Origin of the sequence: Citrobacter sp. On2M (genome assembly GCF_018035235.1) — a bacterium.
Classification (GTDB): Bacteria; Pseudomonadota; Gammaproteobacteria; order Enterobacterales; family Enterobacteriaceae; genus Citrobacter; species Citrobacter meridianamericanus.
Genome location: NZ_WPCV01000001.1, coordinates 34949 through 55458, shown reverse-complemented (window position 1 = coordinate 55458; position 20510 = coordinate 34949). Strand labels below are relative to the sequence as shown.

Genomic DNA, 20510 nt, shown 5'->3' with positions numbered 1-20510 from the left:
AAGCCGCGCCAGTAAAGGAATTAGCTATACAGCAGTTCGTAAATATAAAAATATTCCGCGTCCGATAAGCGAATGGCATAGGCCTCTTCGATCGGCAGGAAAGCGGATTTAATGACACTAAACGCGCGATTATCCAGATCCGGCTTGTTCTCCAGCGCCATCTGTAACGGTTTGCGGTTAATCACGATACGCTCGACCATACAGCAGCAGTGGATCAGGAAGCGCAGTGTCACCTGACGGCTCGGTTTGAGCGAAAGCGCGGTGGTCAGATGATTCAGCACGCCTTCCATCTCTTTGAGAATTCGCTGCGGGTTGAGCACCGAAATATGGTTAATGATGCTCTCCATAGTCAACGCGCTGATAAAGCGCATCGCGCTGCGCTCCATCTCCAGACGGCGTTCGCTGCTGGAGAGATCTGGCGTCAGCAGGCTGAGTACCAGCTCGGGGCCTTGCTCAGAGAACAGCTCCTCGAGCGAGATAAACGGAATATCCGGCAGTCCTGGCTGGAAAGTGCCCACTATTCCCGCCAGGCGTTCACTGGCGTTAATCGCCTGCTGAACACGCTCCAGGCTGCGAACTTCGTTGTAATCGAGGATCACCATCCGCGTATCCTGCGACATCAACTCACCGAAGCTCTCCTCCAGCACCTTTTTGATTTTCTCTGCCGTTCCCATCCCGGTGATGCAGGAGATAACCAGCACTTTACCGCTGTTTTCCTGCTGCGGAGTACAGAGCTGACAGGGAATATTTTTGCTCTGCATCAACGCCGCCAGCTGCGGCAAGTCGCTGGTTTCGTAGCTTAAATCCAGCCCAATCTCCAGCAGGCTGGTGAGCGTGATATTGGGCATTAGCAGTACGTCTATCTGGAATAACTTACTGATCGTGCTGCCAAAATGGACCAGTGAGCCAATATCCACCATCAGGATCAATCGGCGATATTGCCGGGTCTGGATCATCTGCGTCAGGGCTTCCAGCGTGTCATGCACCGACTGCTCGAAAGGCATATCGATAGCGCTGAACACCTCGCGCTCCAGCACGCGATTCACGTACTGCGCCTGACTTGTGGCGGTCGTCGCACCGTGGGCAATCAAAATCACTCCGCAGTCCGGACTGGCGTCAATCCGTTGGCGGTAATGGCGACACTCTTTGAGGAACAGGCACAACCAGACCACTTCCGTCGCCGGACACTGAATATGCAACAGTTCATTGATTTTCCGGCATAACAGCGTGGCGTTGTCATATTCATCTTTACAGCGATCGAGGATCAAGTTGGAAGAATAAAGCTGGGGAATAAGCCCGCGCTGCACATAGCCAATCAGCGCCAGGAAGTGTTTACGCAGCGGGTTAATCAGATTCTCCGGCAGCGTGAAACCGAGCACCTGCTCAACGCAGCCGATCAGCAGCGTGACGCGCTCTTCTATCTGATCGCCATAGCGTGGCGGATGCCCCACGCTGTCACGGCTGTAGAGACCATATTCAAAAATGGAACTGAGTTTGTTTTTGAGGATCGCCAGCGTTTCGGCTGGCGGTACGTTGCTGTTACGCAGATTGATATATTCCCGGGTCAGGAAGCTGTAGAAGAGATCGCTCTCTTCTATTTCGGCTCCGGTCGCCAGTGAATTTTTCAGCGCGGGCAGCGTGCGGGCATCGATGCTTAAATGCTCTTTGCCTTCGAACAGCGCGCCAACCAGCAAACGCTGTTCCGGCGTGGCATTAAATGAAATCTCCGCCAGGCGTTTATCCAGCTGTAGCGTGTCGCTGTGCTCGGTCATCCCTGAGGCCCAGGCCTGGGCGCAGAGAAACTGAATGTCGCTCTTAAGCTGACCAATGTTACCTTCCAGCGGCTTGTTCAGTAGCCAGAGCAGTAAGGTGCGGTCGATACTTATCGTACGCTCGATTTTGCGGCTCTCACGCTGTAAGAAGCCAACGATCAGTTCAACCTGCTCTTCCACTGAACGCTGGCGGATGCCGGGCAAATCGATACACACCTGAATACGTCGCTGGAAGGTACGCAACAATGCCGAACTTACCGGTTCGGTGGTGGCGCAAATCAGACGCACCGAAATAGACCGCGCCACGGCGTTGGAACCCAGCGGCCGGTATTCGCCTTTGTCGAGAATAGAAAATAGCTTTTCCTGACCTTCATACGGCAGACGATGCACTTCGTCGAGCAGCAGATAGCCACCGTCGGCTTGCTCGACCAGACCGGGTTTATTTTCATTTGCGCCGGTAAATGCCCCCTGTCGATGACCAAACAGGTGCGAAGAAAGCAGCTCCGGGTTATGGGCGTATTCCGCGCAGTTAAAGTAAACCAGCGGCGGCGACGCTCCCACTGCGCGTTCGCAGGCAAAACGGTGCATCAGTTCGGCAAAAAAGGTTTTGCCGACGCCGGAGGGACCGGTCAGCAGAACGTGCAGCCCGTGGGGATACAGCACCGCCGCGCGGCCTTTTTCCACCGCGTCGCGCAGGCTGCGATCGTAACCAATCAGGCCAGAAAAGGGATCCTCTGTCGCCTGGTTTTCCTGAACAGGTAACAGGTCGGCAACTGTTTGCACTTCGCGCTCGGACTCATCGAGTTTGCGTCCCAGCAGCGTTTCAATCGCCTGACGATGCAGAAAGAATACCGGGCGTCCGCGGCTTTTAATCGCCAGGCCGTCGTTCCAGAGCTGATTGAGATCTTTACTGACCGAGTTGCGCGCCAGTCCGAGGTTAAAGCCGATAGCTTCTGCTGTGAACGCTGTTTCCTGCGCCAGATGGGCAAGATTCAGTCCTCGCGTCAGCCGTTCCAGCTCCCCCAGTATTATCTCAATCCGTCTCATCTCTTTACCGCTTAAGAAATAAATGATTGTTCAGAACATACACTATTCTGCTGCGCAAGAAAGTGAGGCGGCGTCCAGACCTTCCGGTCATCAAAACGTTTTCGACAAATAATGCCGCGCAGAGCCGGTTTCCGGAAAGTTATCGAGGGTCATTTGCAGCTGATAACCGTTTTTCTGATAAAACGGCAGCGCCTGGAAACTCATCGTGTCCACCAGCGCATGCAGGCATCCTCTCTCATGCGCTGTCTGTTCGGCAGCCTGCATCAATTTTGTGCCGTAACCACCTTTACGCAGCGAATCATGCATCCACAGGAAATCTATACACAGCCATTCCCCTTTAATTTTGCCAATCAACCCGCCCAGAATTTCATTGCTTTCATCGCGCCAGTACACCGCCAGGTCGCCAAAGTTGGTGGTTCGCAGGAACTGGCGGTTGTAGGCGCGCAATCCGGCAAGCAGGGCATTTTGATCGTCTTCGGTAATGGTATCTGTAATCTGTATTTGCATCCTATCCTCCTGAAAAAGTACAACTTCTGGCTGATTTTTTGTTTGGAAATTAACACAGGCTGATGAGTGAGACGCATGCCGTCTACACTTACTCTTGAGATGATGCGCATCGACAACAAGGATTATTATCATGAAACGAGCCGCTTTACCGCTTATTGCCATTCTTTTCACGCTGCCGGGTTTTGCGCAGGCCGATTCGGCTTATGGCTCTCTACAGTCCGTTCATGAAAAAAACACCGTATTAAAGGACTTACGCAAGATTTGCACCCCACAGGGATCACCCTCCGATGATGTGTGGGAAAAAACGATTATGTCTGATACACGTAATCAGCAGCATATCCGCGAGGCTATTCTGGCAATACAAAGAAATAACCAGAACAACTACTGGGAAGCGTTGGGCAAAGTTGAATGCCCGGATTTGTAACTATCGTATTGAAAAACGAGCGCTGTAACCGGTTTCTGCGTAGCAAAATCGCCTATTGTGTAGGGAAGTGAAATACATCAAGGAGCAAGATAATGCGATACCGTTTTCCTGATAACTTTTGGTGGGGGAGTGCCTGCTCGGCGCTGCAAACCGAAGGGGATAGCCTGAATGGCGGCAAAAGCCAGACAACATGGGACGTGTGGTTCGACCGTCAGCCTGGGCGTTTCCACCAAGGGGTTGGCCCGGCGAACACCTCAACGTTTTATCAGCACTGGAAACAGGACATCGCACTGCTCAAACAGCTGAAACATAACAGCTTCCGCACCTCAATCAGTTGGTCACGCCTGATTCCGGACGGTACTGGCGAGATTAATCCTGAGGCCGTCGATTTCTATAACAACGTCATCGACGAGCTGTTGGCGCAAGGTATTACACCGTTTATCACCCTGTTTCACTTCGACATGCCGATGGTGATGCAGGAGAAAGGCGGCTGGGAAAACCGTGACGTGGTTGAGGCGTTTGGACGCTACGCGCAGACCTGTTTTAAATTATTCGGCAACCGGGTTAAACACTGGTTCACCTTTAATGAACCGATTGTCCCGGTGGAAGGCGGCTATTTGTATGACTTCCATTACCCTAACGTAGTGGATTTCAAACGCGCGGCCACCGTGGCGTATCACACTGTGCTGGCGCATTCCAAGGCGGTGCGAACGTATCGCGCCGGAAACTACGGCGGTGAAATCGGTGTGATCCTAAATCTGACGCCCTCTTATCCACGCTCGCAGCACCCGGCGGATGTAAAAGCCGCGCACCATGCGGATCTGCTGTTTAACCGCAGCTTTCTTGACCCGGTACTAAAAGGGGAATATCCGGCGGATCTGGTCGAACTGCTGACAGAGTACGATCAGCTACCAGCCTGTCAGCCAGGCGACTGTCAGCTCATCGCCGAGGGGAAAATCGACCTGCTTGGTATCAATTATTATCAGCCGCGCCGCGTGAAATGTCGTGATACTGCCGTTAATCCAAACGCGCCGTTTATGCCAGAGTGGCTGTTTGATTATTACGAAATGCCGGGGCGTAAAATGAACCCTTACCGTGGCTGGGAAATTTATGAGCCAGGTATTTACGATATTATTACTAATCTGCGTGATAATTACGGCAACCCGCGCTGCTTTATTTCTGAAAACGGTATGGGTGTGGAAAATGAGCAACGTTTCGTTGAGCATGACCAGATCAACGACAGCTACCGCATTGAATTTGTTTCCGGGCATCTTAAATGGCTACATAAAGGCATTAGCGAAGGTTGCAATTGTCTTGGCTACCATATGTGGACTTTTATTGATAACTGGTCCTGGCTCAATGGATATAAAAACCGCTACGGTTTTGTCCAGTTAGATTTAGACACGCAAAAACGTACGGTGAAGAAAAGCGGCGAATGGTTTGCCCATACCGCCGAAAACAAGGGTTTTAATTAAAAATAACCAGGATGCCGGATAGCGATCCGGCATACCGAGCTTAGTTTATTGCATACCCTTTATGCGAACTTTTGCTGCCACCAGAAGCGCCGTCAGCAGCATCAGGCTGCCGGAAAGCATCAGGGGCGACAGCAATCCGAGGTTATCGAGCGCATAGCCTCCTACTGCGGCCCCACAGGTATTGGCAAGCTGGATCACGGCGACCTGGATGGATCCGGCTTTTTCTGCCTGATCGGCAAGTGAGCGCGTGATCCACGTCGACCAGCCTACCGGTACCAGCGCAAACGCCAGTCCCCAGATAATCGCAATGCCAGTCGCAACAACTTTGTCGCTGCCCCACAGGATCAGGACCAACGCACTGAACGCCAACACCAGTGGCGCGCCGGCTAACGCAAGTTTGACCGAGCGCTTCAGAATCACCGACGAAAGCGACGTACCAACAAAGCTGGCAATACCGAAACTGAGCAGCACCAGCGTCAGACCATCAACGTCAAAGCCCGCCAGATTCATATAGATCGGGCGAATATAGGTAAAGAAGGCGAACTGCCCGGCAAAGGACATAAAGATGGCAATCATCCCGGCCATCACCCCCGGACGTTGCAGCAGACTGAACATATTTTGTTTTTGGTGCGAAGGCTCACCGGGCAGCGATGGCAGCGCTCTCACCACCCAAATCGTACACAGCACGCCCATGACCGCCGCCGCATTAAACACATTACGCCAACCGATAATGCCGCCCAAAAAACTTCCCAGCGGGGCGGCAATCACCAGCGCGATGGAGACTGCGCCAAAAATAACCGACAGCGCTTTCGGCACCGTACGAGCGGGAACCAAACGCATGGTCAGCGACGCCGACATCGCCCAGAATCCGCCAAGCGCCAGACCGAGGCAAGCGCGGCCAACGAGCAACAGCGAAAAAGAGTTGGCAAAGGAAACAAGCAGGCAGGAGAGCGTCAGCAGCACCGAAAACAGGATCACCACGTAGCGACGATCGGTCGCCTGGATGATTTGCGTCACAAACAGGCTGGCAAACATAGCGACAAATGCCGTCACTGTCACCGATTGTCCGGCAACACCTTCCGAAATACCCAGATCCTGTGCCATCGGCGTTAGCAGGCTCACGGGAAGAAACTCAACGGTTATCAGGCAGGCAACGCAGAACGCCACGGCGAATACCGCCGACCAGTTAGGTCGGGTATTCACTTCAGCGCGGGATTTTTGTTCAACAGCTTCACTCATTTTGTTACCTGCGTGGGATTATTGTAGAAAAGTTACGCAGTGTAACATTAAATTTGTGACCTATTTAACGTTTCAACAACTTTCACGGCTGAATGGCGATGTGGCTTATTCCATCTACGGCAGGGCCCTTTTGTCGGCCTGATAAGCGTAATGCCATCAGGCATTAATTACTGTCAGTGCAGCCAGTGCACGCCATCTTCGGGCTGGAAAAAGGCGTTATAGCGCATTTGAAACGCATTAAGCTCCTGCATATCCGGCTCCATTTCGCGCAGAAATCCGAGCGCCAGACGCACTTGCGCGTCGGTAATCGGCGCAGCCAGCCGAGCTTTTTGCAGCCAACGGTGCCACTGCAGCAGATTCGGCTCACTGCTGTCGACAATCACGATTTGCCAGATCAACAGCACCTGGGCAGCATTTTGCAGATGCGATTCGTCAGGCCGGTGCAGGTACTGTAAAAACGCCTCGCCCTGCACTTTTCCCATCTGATCGATCATCGATTCTACCGGCACGACATCAATATTCAGTCGCTCGCTCAGACGGCGAATTGCGCGTCGTGAACCGGACGTCAGCACCCGAAATCCCACCACAAAAACAACCACCAGGGTGGTCAGCATTATCCAAATCATGCGCACATCCATTACCAGACAGGATGCCCATCATAGCGGCAAATTTATCGCTGTCGATGGATGAACGCCACGGCATAAAAAAGCCCGCCATTAAGGCGGGCAAAAGTTACCAATGCACACTTAACTTAAGCGACTTTCAGTTGTTGAATCTTTTTCTCGCGACGAATTTTACGTTCTTCGAATACAGCCACGATGGCCATCAGGCAGATACAGCCGATGGCGGCGGTGTCCAGCGCGGCGAAGGTTCCTGCCCAGCCGGTGAGGCCGAAAATCGGCGTACCGTCGGCAATCATCCCCAGGCCCAGCTTGGCGAAGCTGTCACCAATCAGATAGGCGAAAGTACCTTTAATCCCGTCGGCTGCGCCGATCGCTTTTTTCGGCACAAATCCGACTGCCGCCACGCCGATTAACAGCTGTGGACCAAACACCAGGAAGCCCAGCGCAAACAGCGACGCCAGATAGACATACTGATTGCTGGCATGCTGATAAACGCCTAACGTGGCGATGATTAATGCCAGCGCTATACAGGCCACCAGGGCACGACGACCGTTCGCCAGATCAGAGAGCCAGCCCCACAGCAGCGTGCCGACCAGCGCGCCGACTTCAAACAGAGTAAAGCCCTGAATCGCCACTTCTTTGGAGAGCTTCAGCTCCTGGAAAGCGTAGACGGTGGACCACTGGTCAATACCGATACGCACCACGTACAGGAAGATGTTCGAGAAACATAACAACCAAATCACTTTGTTTTTCAGCACGTACTCAACAAAGATCTGCCATTTGGTCATTTCGTTTTCTTCGGTCTCTTTGTCCTCTTCGCTGATCTCTTCACCGAACAGCTCTTCCGCTTTGCCGAGGCCGTAAGATTCCGGGGAGTCGCTGCCGTAGCGCAGGCCGATAAAACCGACAATCAGGGCGATAATCGACGGGAAGATAAACATCCCAATGACATGGCCGTCGAACAGATAGTTGGCGCCAAACAGCGCCACGCCCGCCGCGCCCGCACCGCCGAGGTTGTGGGAGATGTTCCACATACCGAGATACGATCCACGCTTACGACGCGGCGTCCATTTGGTGATGGTGGAATAGCTACACGAGCCGCCGGTACTCTGGAAGAAGCCGCTCAGCGCGTAAAAGGCGATCATCAGAAACAGGCTGGTCGAACCCGCGCCCATGCTGGCGCTGAAGCCGAGCATACAGATGGCGGAGAGGATCAGCATAAACGGCAGGAACTGCTTGGTGTTTTTACCGTCCGCGTAGTAGGAAACCAGCGTTTTACCCACGCCGTAGGTGATGGAGAAGCCCAGGCCAATCATCCCCAGTTGCGTCATGCTCAGCCCGTAGGTGGAGATCATGTCGTTCTGCGCGATGTTGAAGTTTTTGCGGATCAGGTACATGGTCAGGTAGCCGATGAAAACCACCAGATAAGACTGCATGAACGGTTTGAACCACATTTTGCGCCGCACATCGAGCGGCAGATCCAGGGTCGGCTTGCGCACCTGGTTGAGAAAGGCCAGCATTTGACACTCCCGAGCTAATTTTTATACCTGCGAATGGCAGGCATTGTAAAAATCAGTCGGGAGACACGCCTGAGACAGCGTCCAGGTGAAACCGGGAAAATTTCTTAGTTTTGCCCTACTCGGGGAAAAAAGGTGAGGTGCATCACGCTTCGCTGACGTCGCGCGGCGCCTGGGCGTTTAAAAAAGGCAGCAACAGCAGCGCGGAAATCCCCGCCGCAATGGCAATCACCACGAAAAATCCGGTCCAGTGCCAGACTTCCATTACCTTAGCCAGCGGCCATCCGGAAAGCGACGCGCCCAGATAAGCAAACAGTCCGACAAACCCGGTCGCCGCGCCTGCGGCCTCTTTGTGCGAGCACTCCGCCGCCGCCATGCCGATCAGCATTTGCGGGCCGAAAACGAAGAATCCGGTGGTGAAGAAGCACGCCGCCTGCATCACGTAACTGGCAAACGGCATCAGCCACAGCGAGCCCACCGAGAGCAAAATCCCGGCGGCGAAGATCAAGTTCATTGGGCCACGGTTGCCGTTGAACAGTTTATCCGATCCCCAGCCCGCCACCAGCGCGCCGATAAATCCACCCAGTTCGAACATCGTCACGGCAGTATTGGCGGTCACCAGATCAACGCCCAGCGTCTCCGACATGTACAGATTGCCCCAGTCATTGATCGCCGCACGCACCACGTACACCAGCACGTAACACAGCGAAAGCAGCCAGATATACGGGTTCAGCAGCACGTATTTAGTGAGGATCTCTTTGCGGCTCAGGCCTGCGCCTTCCTGCTGCTGGGCGATTTCCAGCTCATCATGCCGCCAGTCGCCAATCGGCGGCAGACCAATCGCCTGTGGTCTGTCGCGCAGCCGCCAGCAGAGGAAAATACCGACCACAATCGCCACCATCCCGGCAATCATCATCCCGGCACGCCAGCCATAATGCAGTGCGGCTGCCGCCATCACCATTGGGATTAATGCTCCACCAACATTATGTGCGGTATTCCACAGCGCCCACCAGCCGCCGCGTTCGGTACGCGAATACCACGCGGTCAATAAACGCGCGCAAACCGGCGACCCCCAGCCCTGGAAGAACGCATTGAGCGCCCACAGCACCGCAAAGGCCCATAGCGAGGTGGAGAAGCCAAACAGAATGTTCACCACCCCGGTAGCAATCAGCCCAATCCCCATAAAATAGCGGGCGTTGGAGCGGTCGCTGACGATACCAGACACAAACTTCGACAGCCCGTAAGTGATGTAAAACAGCGTGGCCAGCAGGCCAATGTCGCTGCGGGTCAGCACGCCGCTGGTGAGGATATCCGGCACGGCGGCGTTGAAACTCTTGCGTGTGAAATAGAACAGCGCGTAGCCGAGCCAGATGGTGATCAGAATATGCCGCCGCCAGTAGCGATAGCGGGTATCCACCTCGTGTTTATCGGTGATGAGCGGCGCGTTGGCCGGAGCTTTTAAAAACGCAAACATGGCCGCTCCTTACACATAACGTTGAGGCAGTGACACGCTGACCCGCGTGCCGTGGGTGCAGGAAATCGACAACGCCCCCCCGAGGGCGGTAATGCGTTCACGCATTCCGGTCAGGCCAAATCCCTGCTGATTCGACCCAGGTGGCAAGCCGCTGCCGTCGTCCTCAATCACCAACATCAGCCGCTCATCTTGTTGCCAGCCTTGTAACGTCACCGCGCTGGCGTTGGCGTGCTTCACAATATTGTTTAACCCTTCCTGGCAGACGCGGAACAGCGTCACGCGCTGGCTTTCGCTGAGAGCCGATTCATCAATATGCCAGTCAAGATGGCTGACGATGCCGCGGCTTTCCAGCTCCATTTCACGCATCAATGAGCGGATGGCCTGCTCCAGCGTGAGATCATCCAGTTGGCGAGGACGCAGACGACCCAGAAGGCGGCGCACCGAGTCGTAGACACCCAGCGAGAGCTGCTCAATATGCTTCCCGCTCTGCTTCACGCCCGCATTCTCCGGAGCCAGGCGCTGGACGATGCCCGCTTGCGTACGAATGGCGGTGATGGTTTGGCCGATATCATCGTGCAGCTCGCGCGCCACGTCGCGACGCACGCTCTCTTCGGTCTCCAGCAGGCGTTCAGCCAACCGATGGTTACGCGCTAACTCGTTTTGCAGCGACTGATTCAGCTCGCGCAGGCGTTGGATCCCTGCGCCGAGCAGCAACCCGGTCAGGCTTTGCGCCAACAGCGAGAGCAGTAAATCAACGGGGTGATCGTGCCAGGTCTGGCTGGCAATCAGCGCAATGGCGTTCATCAACGTCGCAATCAGTGCCCCCTGCCAGCCGTAGTGCCAGGCCAATGCGATGATTGGTAAGGCAAGGCAGAACGGCGTAAAGCGCGAAAGCTCGGCGGGTAATCCCAGCTGGAGCCACAGGCTGATGCTAAACAGCAGTAGATACCAGACCAGATGCCGCCCGCGCCAGTTCACCGGCTGAGACACCACCGCCGGACCGAGTGGCAGCCAGGTTGTACTGGTCAGATAGTGCCAGAACACCAGGCAAATTGGGGCCAGCGTTAATCCACCGGTGAGGGTCAGCAGCAGTGCATTCCACGCAGCTTCCCCCTGCCCCAGCCACGGCAGCGACTGTAACAGCGCCGCCGCCGTCAGCGCCGCGCCCTGCAACAGCAAGGTACGCCAGTCGCGCTGATGGCGATAACGGGAGATCAGCGTCACCGGCAGCAGTGTGAGGAAGCTACCGATCATCAAAAGGGGCAAATGTTCTAGCGCCACTTCCTGCGTCAGCCAGAAAAGAAGCAGCCATTCCGCACCCAGCAACACCGGCCAGTAGCCGCGCGGACATTGCAGCATCAGCCCCAGACGCAGGCCAAATGGAAACAACAGAACCGCCAGCTCCGGGCGCTCAACCAGATGCAGGCTGATGCTCCACAGGCAGAACCACGCGGCAGAGAAGATAAAGAAGCAGGCAACAACGGTGATTAACCGGGAACAGAGCGTGTTCATTACCAGCCGTCAAACATCCGGCGGGCCAGTTCGACGTCGTTGCTGACACCCAGCTTTTCCATCAGGTTGGCGCGGTGGACGTGCACCGTTTTCGGCGACAGGCCCAGTTCGGCGGCAATTTCTTTGACCGCCATGCCTTGCGCCAGTTTTTCCGCCACCTGACGTTCGCGTTTAGTCAGCGGATCCTGACGACCGGCCGCCAGCTTGACGGCGATGTCCGGCGTCAAATAACAGCCGCCGGTCGCCACGGTATGCACCGCCGCGATCAGCTCATCCGGGCTACAGCGTTTGGAAAGGAAACCACGCGCGCCCGCGTTGAGCGCCTGCTCCACCAGCGCTGGACTGTCATGGACAGAGAGCATGATAATCGCCATTCCCTTTGGCAACTGGCTTAACAGTTCAAGGCCGGAGATGTCTGGCATCGAGATATCACAGATACAGACCTGCACGCCGCGCCCCGGTAATCCCGCCAGCGCCTCGCTGCCTGAGCCAAACTCAGCCACAACCTGCAAATCAGGCTCCAGACCGAGCAGTTGGGCAAAGCCGGAGCGGACGATAGTGTGGTCGTCGATAAGGGCAACGGTGATCATGGGTTCATCCTGGCGCTAAGACATGCCTGATGGCGCTGCGCTTATCAGGCCTACGGGCGGGTGCCGTTGTAGGCCGGATAAGGCATTAATACCGCCATCCGGCAAAAGCGCTTACCTTAACGATAAGTGCTTTGCTGTTCAAGCCTTGAGCGATCAGGCTATGCCCGTTGTGACGGTAAATGTGCGGGTGTTTTTCGGTTCTATCTGAATCAACGTCCCGTTTCGCTCCGCCGCCAGGAAGCCTTCAGGGCGACAGGTCGCGGGTAGTGCGAAGGCTGCCACCTGCTGATCGCCGTTATAAAGGATCCAACGGGTGACATAATTCAGCTCCGCGCTGGAGAAACGCGTCACGAACGTGGTGCCATCAGGTGCGATCATGCTAAATTCAGGCTTATCCGTGTATCTGTCCAGTTGGTCAGCGAAGAAAACGATTTCCGGATCGTAAAAATCGGGTTCATTAAGGCGCGCCAGCGAGGCCTCACCCTGAATAATTCGCTGATTAAACGCCAGCCACTGCTCGGTAGGCTTAACATGTGCGGGTACCGACTCACGCAGCGTTATGGCTTCATCCGGGATATTCTGGCTGAAGGTCGCTTCCGGGACGTAGGCATAGTTCATATGGCACATGTACTGCAACGGCATTGCCACTGAGGCGAGGTTAGTGACCGCCATCTGAATATCAAACAGCGCGCTCGCCTTGCGCATGACCACCGCCGGATGCGCCTGATAATGATGACCGAATCCCATCACATACTCGTAGCGTCCGCTTACGCGCAAATTCTCGCCTTCCAGTTCCAGCCAGGCCTCATCCATCGCGGCACAGGCCATTTCACCATGCAGCGGGTGAGAATCTTCTGGCGACGGGCAGCCATTAGCCAATAACCCCGAGTGGAAAGCAAAGCAGCCGTAGGTCGCGACCACTTCTGCAGCCGGTTTTGGCTGACTAAACATGTTGCGCATGGTCAGATCATGCCCGTCAAACTGAGCATCCCAGATCATCTGCCCCATCCAGGGCAGAATAACCAGATGTCCACGACTGTTTTCTACCTTCAGCCCTTCCACACCGCTGGCATAACGAAACGCGGTAACCGTGAAATCGCTATTTTTCAGTAAGATTCGCGGATGCTCGGCAAAGAGTTCCCGCCACAGCGGGATACGTGTTGTCATGATCGTTCTCCTAAGGAAACCGTCGCTTCAGCCAGATTATTGCGTACTTTGCTCTCACGCCAGAAGTAGATTCCGACGTACACGAAGCACAACATGGAGACCAGGAAAGAGAGTTGCAGCGAGTGGAACATATCGGCCACATAGCCCTGAATTGCCGGAACTACCGCAGCACCGACAATTGCCATGACAATCACAGCTCCCGCCATTTCAGTATGCTCGTTATCCACGGTATCCAGCGTACCGGCGTAGATTGTCGCCCAACAGGGTCCAAACAGGACGCTCACCAGCACGGCGACGTACACGGCACTGAAGCTGGGCGCCAGCGCAACATAGATGAGAAACAGTGCGCCAATGATGGAGTAGAGGATCAGCACTTTTTCCGGATTAAAGCGCGTCATCAATATGTTGGCGATAAACTTGCCGATAAAGAAGCAGGCAAAGCTATAGACCATGAAGGTTGAAGCGTCACGCTCGTTGATATCACCCAATTCCAGTGCCAGACGGATAGTGAATGACCACACCGCAACCTGCATCCCCACATACAGGAACTGCGCCACAATCCCACGGCGGAAACGGGCATTGTTGGCCAGATAACGCAGCGTGTCCATCGCTGACGGGCGCTTATGACTCGCCGTTTGCGCGACTTTGCAGGTCGGGAAGCGGGTCAGCAGGAACAACACCATCACCACAACCAGCACCATAATCATGTACTTGTAAGGTTCAAGGGTATTTTCCAGCATCAACACTTTAAAGTTGTGGATCTGTTCCGCGTTCATCCCAGCCATCTGTTTTTCCAGACTCTCACCTTCAGAGAAGACCAGATATTTGCCCAGCAGAATACCGGCAGCTGCGCCAATGGGGTAAAAGGTCTGGCTGATGTTCAGGCGCAAGGTGGCATACGCTTTTGGGCCTATCATGGAGCTGTAAGTATTAGCTGCCGTTTCCAGGAAGCTCAGGCCAATCGCAATCGCAAAAATTGCCGCGAGGAACATGGTGTAGGTGGCCATGTGCGATGCCGGGAAAAAGAGCGTACAGCCAACAATATAAAGCGTCAGTCCCATTAAGATGGCGATTTTATAGCTGGTCTTTTTAATCACCAATGATGCTGGAATCGCAATTAAAAAATACCCGCCATAAAAGGCACTCTGCACTAATGCCGAAGCAAAGTTGCTGAGTGAAAATACGCTTTTGAATTGCGTAATCAGAATATCATTTAATGCGGCTGCGCATCCCCATAATGGGAATAAACAGGATAACAAAATAAACTGGAACAGAGGTGTCTTATTCAGATAGCCGTCAGGCATCTGAATGATGTTTTTATCGTTCATAGTGCTACCTTTTACAATGCAGGAGTATTATTCGTTTAAGGTAAGAAACTCATTAAATTGTTCGATGCTTGGATAAGATGATTGAGTGCCTTTCCCGGTAACGCTAAATGCAGCGAAGAGAACGGCTTTTTTCATGGCGGCTTCGACATCACCGCTTTGAACGTAATAGTGGGCAAAACAACCGATAAAAGCGTCACCTGCGCCACTGGTATCGACAGCGTTCACTTTAAAGGCCGGCACATGGACTTCCTGGTCACGCGTCATCCACAGTGCACCTTTCTCACCCATGGTGACGATAATATTGTTCAGACCTTTATCAACCAGCGAACGTGCCGCAGCACGAATATGGTCATAGGTATCCACCGGCATACCGGTTAATATTTCAAGCTCGGTTTCATTCGGCACGAAGAAATCGCATTTACAGGCATAAGACATATCTAATTCCCGTAATGCTGGCGCGGGATTTAGTAACACTTCAATACCGTGTTTTTTACCAAATTCAATCGCGTGATAAACCGTTTCCAACTGAACTTCAAGCTGCAGGACAATAAGTTGACACTTTTTCAGATCTTCAGCGGCGCGATCGATATCCTCCGGAGAGAGAAATTTGTTGGCGCCTTTGATGATCAGAATGCTGTTGCTGGAATTTGCATTAACAAAGATCGGCGCAACGCCGCTACTGGTACAAGGTACCTTTTCGACATAGGTCGTATTAATCCCCCAGGATTCGAGATTACGAATGGTGTTATCCGCAAAAATATCATCACCAACTTTCGTCAGCATCAGTACTTTGGAATTGAGCTTAGCGGCCGCAACGGCCTGATTTGCCCCTTTACCGCCACAACCAATTTTGAACGCGGGCGCTTCCAGCGTTTCCCCTTCTTTGGGCATCTGGTTGATGTAGGTGATGAGATCCACCATGTTGGAGCCAATAACCGCGATATCCATTTTACTACCTCTCAGAAACAATCACACAACAATGATATTAAAATAACATTATCATGTTACTTTCGTATCATTTGTGACTAGGATCGCGATTGGAGGATCATTTTATTGTTTATTTATTCCGCTAAGTGTTGCACTTCTATCACATTCAAAATGATTAACTTGCTTACAATTGGCTAAAAATAAGCTGCATGTAATCAATAAAACGTGAAAAAACACGCTTTTATTTCACAATAGTCAGACGTATAGTAATGCAGCAATGTCATGTTCTCAGAAACACACAAATGTTACTGAAGGAACATGAGAACATGATTCGTGGAGAGTATGCATGGAAACCAAGCAAAAAGAACGTATTCGACGTCTGATGGAATTGTTGAAGAAGACCGACAGAATCCATCTGAAAGAGGCGGCGCGAATGCTGGAGGTTTCCGTGATGACCATTCGTCGGGATCTCAGCCAGGATGACGAGCCGTTACCGCTTACGCTGCTCGGTGGTTACATTGTGATGGTGAACAAGCCCGCCGCCAACGTTAATGCCCCAGTGCCTGCGCAAAAACAGTATCATCGCGACGACTTACCGGTTGCCATTCTGGCCGCGGGACTGGTAAGTGAAAACGATCTGGTCTTTTTTGATAATGGTGCGGAAATGCCATTAGTCGTCAGCATGATCCCGGATGATATTTCCTTTACCGGAATTTGCTACTCGCACCGGGTATTCGTGGCGCTGAATGAAAAACCCAATGCCACGGTGATTCTTTGCGGAGGCACCTATCGGGCGAAAAGTGACGCCTTTTACGATACCAGCACACCCTCTCCCCTGGATGCGCTCAACCCACGAAAAGTATTCATCTCCGCCAGCGGCGTCCATGAGCACTTCGGCGTTAGCTGGTTCAACCCGGACGATCTGGCCACCAAACGCAAAGCGATGGAACGCGGATTACGCAAAATTCTGCTGACGCGCCACGCCCTGTTTGATGAGGTCGCCCCCGCCAGCATTGGTCCGCTCTCCACTTTTGATGTACTGATAAGCGATCGTCCGTTACCGGCAGATTACGCAACCCACTGCCGGAACGGCTCTGTCAAAGTCATCACTCCGGACTCAGACGGCGACTAACTCACTCAAAGAAAACCGTGATTTTGTTAAACATCGACGGGTCGGACTGGTTGCGGGTCACCTTCACCACATCTTCCAGCTTGTCGATCTGGCTTATCATCTGCTCCAGACGTTGATCGTCGTTGACCAATAGCCAGATGCGGCTTTTATCGCTGCCCTGAATCGGTAGACAGAGAATGCCTTCCACGTTGAACGCGCGACGGGCGAACAGGCCGCAAACGTGAGTCATTACGCCGGGGTGGTTACGCACGGTGAGTTCCAGGATTACGTTGTCATGAGTCTGCTGTTGCATGGCTTATTCCCCCACCATCTCTGTGTTTGCCGCACCCGGCGGCACCATCGGGTATACTTTTTCATCGGCATCGATGCGTACGTGGATCAGCGCCGGGCCGGGACGATTGATAATGGCCTGCAATGCTGCCTGTGGGTCCGCTTCGTTATTCAAATCGCAGGTTTCGAGCCCAAACCCGGCGGCAATCTGCATAAAGTTAATCATTCCCGGATAGGTGGCGGCAAAAACGCCCTGCTTATAAAACAGGCTCTGCTGCTGATACACCAGACCCAACGCTTCGTTATTCATCAGAATGATTTTAATATCCAGCTGATTTTCGCTGGCTGTCGCCATTTCCTGAATGTTCATCATCAGGCTGCCGTCACCAGAGAAGCACAGCACTTTTTTATCCGGGTTCGCCAGCGCCGCGCCAATCGCCGCTGGCAGGCCAAAGCCCATGGTTCCCAGACCGCCGGAGGTCAGCCACTGACGTGGGCGGTTCAGCGGATAAGCCTGCGCCGCCCACATCTGATGCTGACCGACGTCGGTGGTAATGATCGCGCTGTCGTCCACGCAGGCGGCAACGGCGTTAATCAGCCCGTAATGGCTGAGCGGATTTTTTTCCTGCGGGATCGTGCATGGAAATTCTTGCTGCAGGTCAGACACCAGCTGATGCCACTCTTCACGCGGTTGCGCTTCAATCAATGGGATCAATTGCGCCAGAACCTCATCGACATCCGCCTGGATCGCCACGTGCGGCTGTTTGATTTTACCCAACTCTGCGCGGTCAATATCCACGTGGATGATTTTGGCATTCGGGCAGAACTGTTCGGTTTTACCAATCGCCCGGTCATCAAAACGTGCGCCAAGAACAATCAGTAAATCAGACTCTTGCAGAATAAAATTGGTGCTGCGCGCGCCGTGCATACCCAGCATGCCTAACGACAGCGGATGCGCTTTTGGCAACATGCCGAGCGCCATCAACGTCATGGTGGTAGGCAATTTTGCTTTTTCGGCCAGCTCACGAACGCGCCCCGGCGCGTTAATCACGCCGCCGCCGAGGTACAGCACCGGGCGTTTGGCGGCGTTAATCATAGCTGCAGCATCACGAATACTGTCCTGGCTGAATTCCGGCGCCGCCATTTTCTGCGCAGGCTCCGGCATTTCTTCAATGTCAAAAACAGCGGTTTGAATATCCTTAGGAATGTCTATCCACACCGGGCCTGGGCGTCCGGACTGCGCAATGCGGAACGCATCGCTCATGACCTGCGGTAATTCATTGATATGACGGACCAGATAGTTGTGTTTGGTGATGGGGATAGAGATGCCGTAGGTGTCAACTTCCTGGAAGGCGTCAGTGCCAATCATCGAGGCCGGAACCTGTCCGGTGATACACACCAGCGGGATGGAATCCAGACGCGCGTCGGCAATGGCAGTCACCAGGTTGGTTGCGCCCGGTCCGCTACAAGCCATACAGACGGCGGGCTTGCCATCGGTTCTCGCCATCCCCTGCGCGATAAACCCCGCGCCCTGCTCGTGGCGCGCCAGGATATGACGGATTTGCGTACTTTGGCTTAAGGCGTCATAAACGGGAAGAATCGAGCCGCCTGGAATACCGGTGACGACCTGAATCCCCTGGCGCTCCAGGAAATGAACGATGAATTCTGCGCCCGTAAAACGCGTACGCTTGGATGTTATGCCCGAACTTGCCATGCTCCAGTCCTTTTATTCTGGGCCTTTGCTCCGGGCAGGTCTCTGAAACGAAAAACCCCGCCCGGTTTGCGCCGGCGGGGTTTTGGAATCGTGTGTTGTTCCGGACCCTACGGCGCATTGCCGACGACCACCACCACACGCACGACGACCGCTGCGCGAGATGGCGCAGTTTTTAGTAGGGTCGCAGTCAGCATAGAAGGGTTCATTAGGGACCTGTTTGTTTGTTGATTAACTGGATTCATACAAACACAGGTTTTTCAGTGTGACAATGGAAAAATTTTCATCTGCACAAAAATGCGTCAAGGATCACATTTCGCTGTGCCCAGTTGAAAAACAAAAAACCCCGCCGGAGCGAGGTTTTTTTTCAGCGCGGCGCGGTTGGTAGCCGCCGAACACACTGTGTTATGTCAACAAAAAAAGTATACGCGTTCTGCGAAGAACACGCAATTTCGGCACGAATTTTGATGGTTTTGAGTATGGAACATGAATAGCATAACGTCCACAAAATACTGTTAATTTATACAGTATTTATCTATAATGTCTCGGTACGCAATGTGTTATGCGGGGGCCGCAGAGTAAACCGGCGCAACAAAGTCCTGGCTGAAACGGGTGGTGCCGTCAGCGCCTTAACCCCGTGTGAGCACACTGTGTTATGTCAACAAAGGTGCTGGCAACAGGCAGCGGCGAGGTACGCCAGCACCGTGCTCCTTGTACCAAAAGGAGAGCGTATGAGCCTCGTGGATATCGCTATTCTTATCCTCAAACTCATTGTTGCAGCACTGCAACTCCTTGATGCTGTTCTGAAATACGTTAAGTAACTCAGATTCAAGTCGCACCGAAGGGGGGCGGGTAACACTCCGCTCCCCTTTCACCTTCTCCCTGGTGCTTGTGTCGTACCAATGTGTTACGTTTTTATGACATTCTCAGGGAAGAATTCCACTATGACGCTTTCTGTTTTCTGCATTTTGCTGTTCGCCGCACTGCTGCATGCCAGCTGGAATGCCATTGTAAAAGCGGGAAACGACAAGCTGTACTCGGCGATCAGCGTCAGCGGAACCGCTGCGATTATGGCGCTGATTTGTTTACCCTTTGCGCCGCAACCCTCTGCCGCCAGCCTGCCGTTTTTAGCTGTCTCAACCGCATTACAGGTGGTCTATACCGTTCTGGTCGCTAAAACCTATCAGGTTTCAGATATGAGCCAGACCTATCCTCTGATGCGCGGCACAGCGCCGCTGCTGGTCGCAATTATCAGCGTCCTGTTCCTTGGCGATAGCCTCTCGTTACTCGCCTGGGTAGGGATTGCCACCATCTGTCTGGCTATTCTCGGGATGGCATTTAACGGACGTAGCGGTTCGCAACGCGGGATTATCCTGGCGCTCGTTAACGCCTGCTTTATCGCCGGTTATACGCTGGTTGATGGCACTGGCGTCAGGCTTTCAGAAACCGCGCTGGGCTACACGCTATGGACCTTCTTTCTGAACGGCTCTTGCCTGCTGAGCTGGGCGATGTTCGCCCGACGCCGGGAAGCGTCACGTTATCTGGTACAGCAGTGGAAAAAAGGTATTCTTGGCGGGATTGGTACGATGGGATCTTACGGCCTGGCGCTGTGGGCCATGACCCAGGCTCCGCTGGCGGTGGTCGCTGCGCTGCGTGAAACGTCGATCCTGTTTGGCGCGCTGCTCGCGTGGCTGCTGCTGAAAGAAAAGGTTGCCGGAATACGTCTTGTTGCAGCCGCAGGCATTGCTGTAGGCGCAGTTTTACTCCGCTTATCATGATCGCGTTGTAAACCCGA

19 protein-coding genes are annotated in these 20510 nt (G+C 53.6%); 5 read left to right on the top strand and 14 right to left on the bottom strand.

Translation table 11 applies throughout. From position 1 onward, the window contains the following. Window positions 1–20: 20 nt before the first annotated feature. Together dagR and On2M_RS00235 are read right to left on the bottom strand one after the other, a co-directional pair. A complete protein-coding gene (dagR, locus tag On2M_RS00240; protein WP_210904081.1) occupies window positions 21–2819 on the bottom strand; it encodes a sigma-54-dependent transcriptional regulator in 2799 nt (932 codons plus the stop codon). 90 nt (window positions 2820–2909) lie between these two features. Then, a complete protein-coding gene (locus On2M_RS00235; protein WP_210904079.1) occupies window positions 2910–3326 on the bottom strand; it encodes a GNAT family N-acetyltransferase in 417 nt (138 codons plus the stop codon). 130 nt (window positions 3327–3456) lie between these two features. Here On2M_RS00235 and On2M_RS00230 point away from each other — a divergent pair, with 130 nt between their 5' ends. Then, window positions 3457–3750: a YicS family protein gene (locus tag On2M_RS00230; protein ID WP_210904077.1), complete on the top strand. Its 294-nt coding sequence runs from the start codon at window positions 3457–3459 to the stop codon at window positions 3748–3750. 92 nt (window positions 3751–3842) lie between these two features. Then, window positions 3843–5225, top strand: coding sequence for a glycoside hydrolase family 1 protein (locus On2M_RS00225; RefSeq protein ID WP_210904076.1), 1383 nt, complete (start codon window positions 3843–3845; stop codon window positions 5223–5225). 45 nt (window positions 5226–5270) lie between these two features. Here On2M_RS00225 and nepI read toward each other — a convergent pair whose 3' ends face one another. The 9 genes from nepI to rbsK form a co-directional block, all read right to left on the bottom strand. Continuing rightward, a complete protein-coding gene (gene nepI, locus On2M_RS00220) occupies window positions 5271–6464 on the bottom strand; it encodes a purine ribonucleoside efflux pump NepI (RefSeq protein WP_210904075.1) in 1194 nt (397 codons plus the stop codon). Between the two features lie 173 nt (window positions 6465–6637). After that, window positions 6638–7090 (bottom strand): DUF1198 family protein, encoded by a 453-nt coding sequence (locus On2M_RS00215; RefSeq protein WP_151217091.1) that lies wholly within the window; start codon window positions 7088–7090, stop codon window positions 6638–6640. 125 nt (window positions 7091–7215) lie between these two features. After that, the gene (uhpT, locus tag On2M_RS00210) at window positions 7216–8607 is read right to left on the bottom strand and encodes a hexose-6-phosphate:phosphate antiporter (protein WP_210904074.1); all 1392 of its coding nucleotides are present in this window, start codon (window positions 8605–8607) and stop codon (window positions 7216–7218) included. 142 nt (window positions 8608–8749) lie between these two features. Beyond that, on the bottom strand, window positions 8750–10078 hold the full coding sequence (locus On2M_RS00205) for an MFS transporter (protein ID WP_151217093.1): 1329 nt from the start codon (window positions 10076–10078) through the stop codon (window positions 8750–8752). A gap of 9 nt (window positions 10079–10087) precedes the next feature. After that, window positions 10088–11590, bottom strand: a complete 1503-nt coding sequence (gene uhpB, locus On2M_RS00200; protein WP_187253910.1) for a signal transduction histidine-protein kinase/phosphatase UhpB — start codon at window positions 11588–11590, stop codon at window positions 10088–10090. Continuing rightward, window positions 11590–12180, bottom strand: coding sequence for a transcriptional regulator UhpA (gene uhpA / locus On2M_RS00195; protein WP_151217095.1), 591 nt, complete (start codon window positions 12178–12180; stop codon window positions 11590–11592). Before uhpA ends, uhpB begins: the two co-directional genes overlap by 1 nt. Window positions 12181–12333: 153 nt before the next feature. Beyond that, the gene (locus On2M_RS00190) at window positions 12334–13347 is read right to left on the bottom strand and encodes an aldose 1-epimerase family protein (RefSeq protein WP_210904073.1); all 1014 of its coding nucleotides are present in this window, start codon (window positions 13345–13347) and stop codon (window positions 12334–12336) included. Further along, window positions 13344–14675 (bottom strand): L-fucose:H+ symporter permease, encoded by a 1332-nt coding sequence (gene fucP, locus On2M_RS00185; RefSeq protein ID WP_210904072.1) that lies wholly within the window; start codon window positions 14673–14675, stop codon window positions 13344–13346. Before fucP ends, On2M_RS00190 begins: the two co-directional genes overlap by 4 nt. A gap of 27 nt (window positions 14676–14702) precedes the next feature. Further along, complete coding sequence (rbsK, locus tag On2M_RS00180) at window positions 14703–15623, bottom strand: ribokinase (protein WP_003844463.1); 921 nt, start codon at window positions 15621–15623, stop codon at window positions 14703–14705. A 325-nt stretch (window positions 15624–15948) separates the two neighbouring features. Between rbsK and On2M_RS00175 the strand changes: the two genes are divergently transcribed. After that, a complete protein-coding gene (locus tag On2M_RS00175; protein WP_210904070.1) occupies window positions 15949–16734 on the top strand; it encodes a DeoR family transcriptional regulator in 786 nt (261 codons plus the stop codon). A gap of 1 nt (window position 16735) precedes the next feature. Here the strand turns inward: On2M_RS00175 and ilvN are convergent, their stop codons facing one another. From ilvN to ivbL, 3 genes are all read right to left on the bottom strand, one after another. Continuing rightward, window positions 16736–17026, bottom strand: coding sequence for an acetolactate synthase small subunit (gene ilvN / locus On2M_RS00170; protein ID WP_151224031.1), 291 nt, complete (start codon window positions 17024–17026; stop codon window positions 16736–16738). Window positions 17027–17029: 3 nt separating this feature from the next. Beyond that, the gene (gene ilvB / locus On2M_RS00165; protein WP_187253912.1) at window positions 17030–18718 is read right to left on the bottom strand and encodes an acetolactate synthase large subunit; all 1689 of its coding nucleotides are present in this window, start codon (window positions 18716–18718) and stop codon (window positions 17030–17032) included. 107 nt (window positions 18719–18825) lie between these two features. Beyond that, complete coding sequence (gene ivbL, locus On2M_RS00160) at window positions 18826–18924, bottom strand: ilvB operon leader peptide IvbL (protein ID WP_003827118.1); 99 nt, start codon at window positions 18922–18924, stop codon at window positions 18826–18828. Window positions 18925–19446: 522 nt separating this feature from the next. Between ivbL and tisB the strand changes: the two genes are divergently transcribed. Further along, window positions 19447–19536: a type I toxin-antitoxin system toxin TisB gene (gene tisB / locus On2M_RS00155; RefSeq protein ID WP_003023909.1), complete on the top strand. Its 90-nt coding sequence runs from the start codon at window positions 19447–19449 to the stop codon at window positions 19534–19536. Window positions 19537–19659: 123 nt separating this feature from the next. After that, window positions 19660–20493, top strand: coding sequence for a DMT family transporter (locus On2M_RS00150; RefSeq protein ID WP_151217106.1), 834 nt, complete (start codon window positions 19660–19662; stop codon window positions 20491–20493). The last annotated feature ends 17 nt before the right edge of the window (window positions 20494–20510 follow it).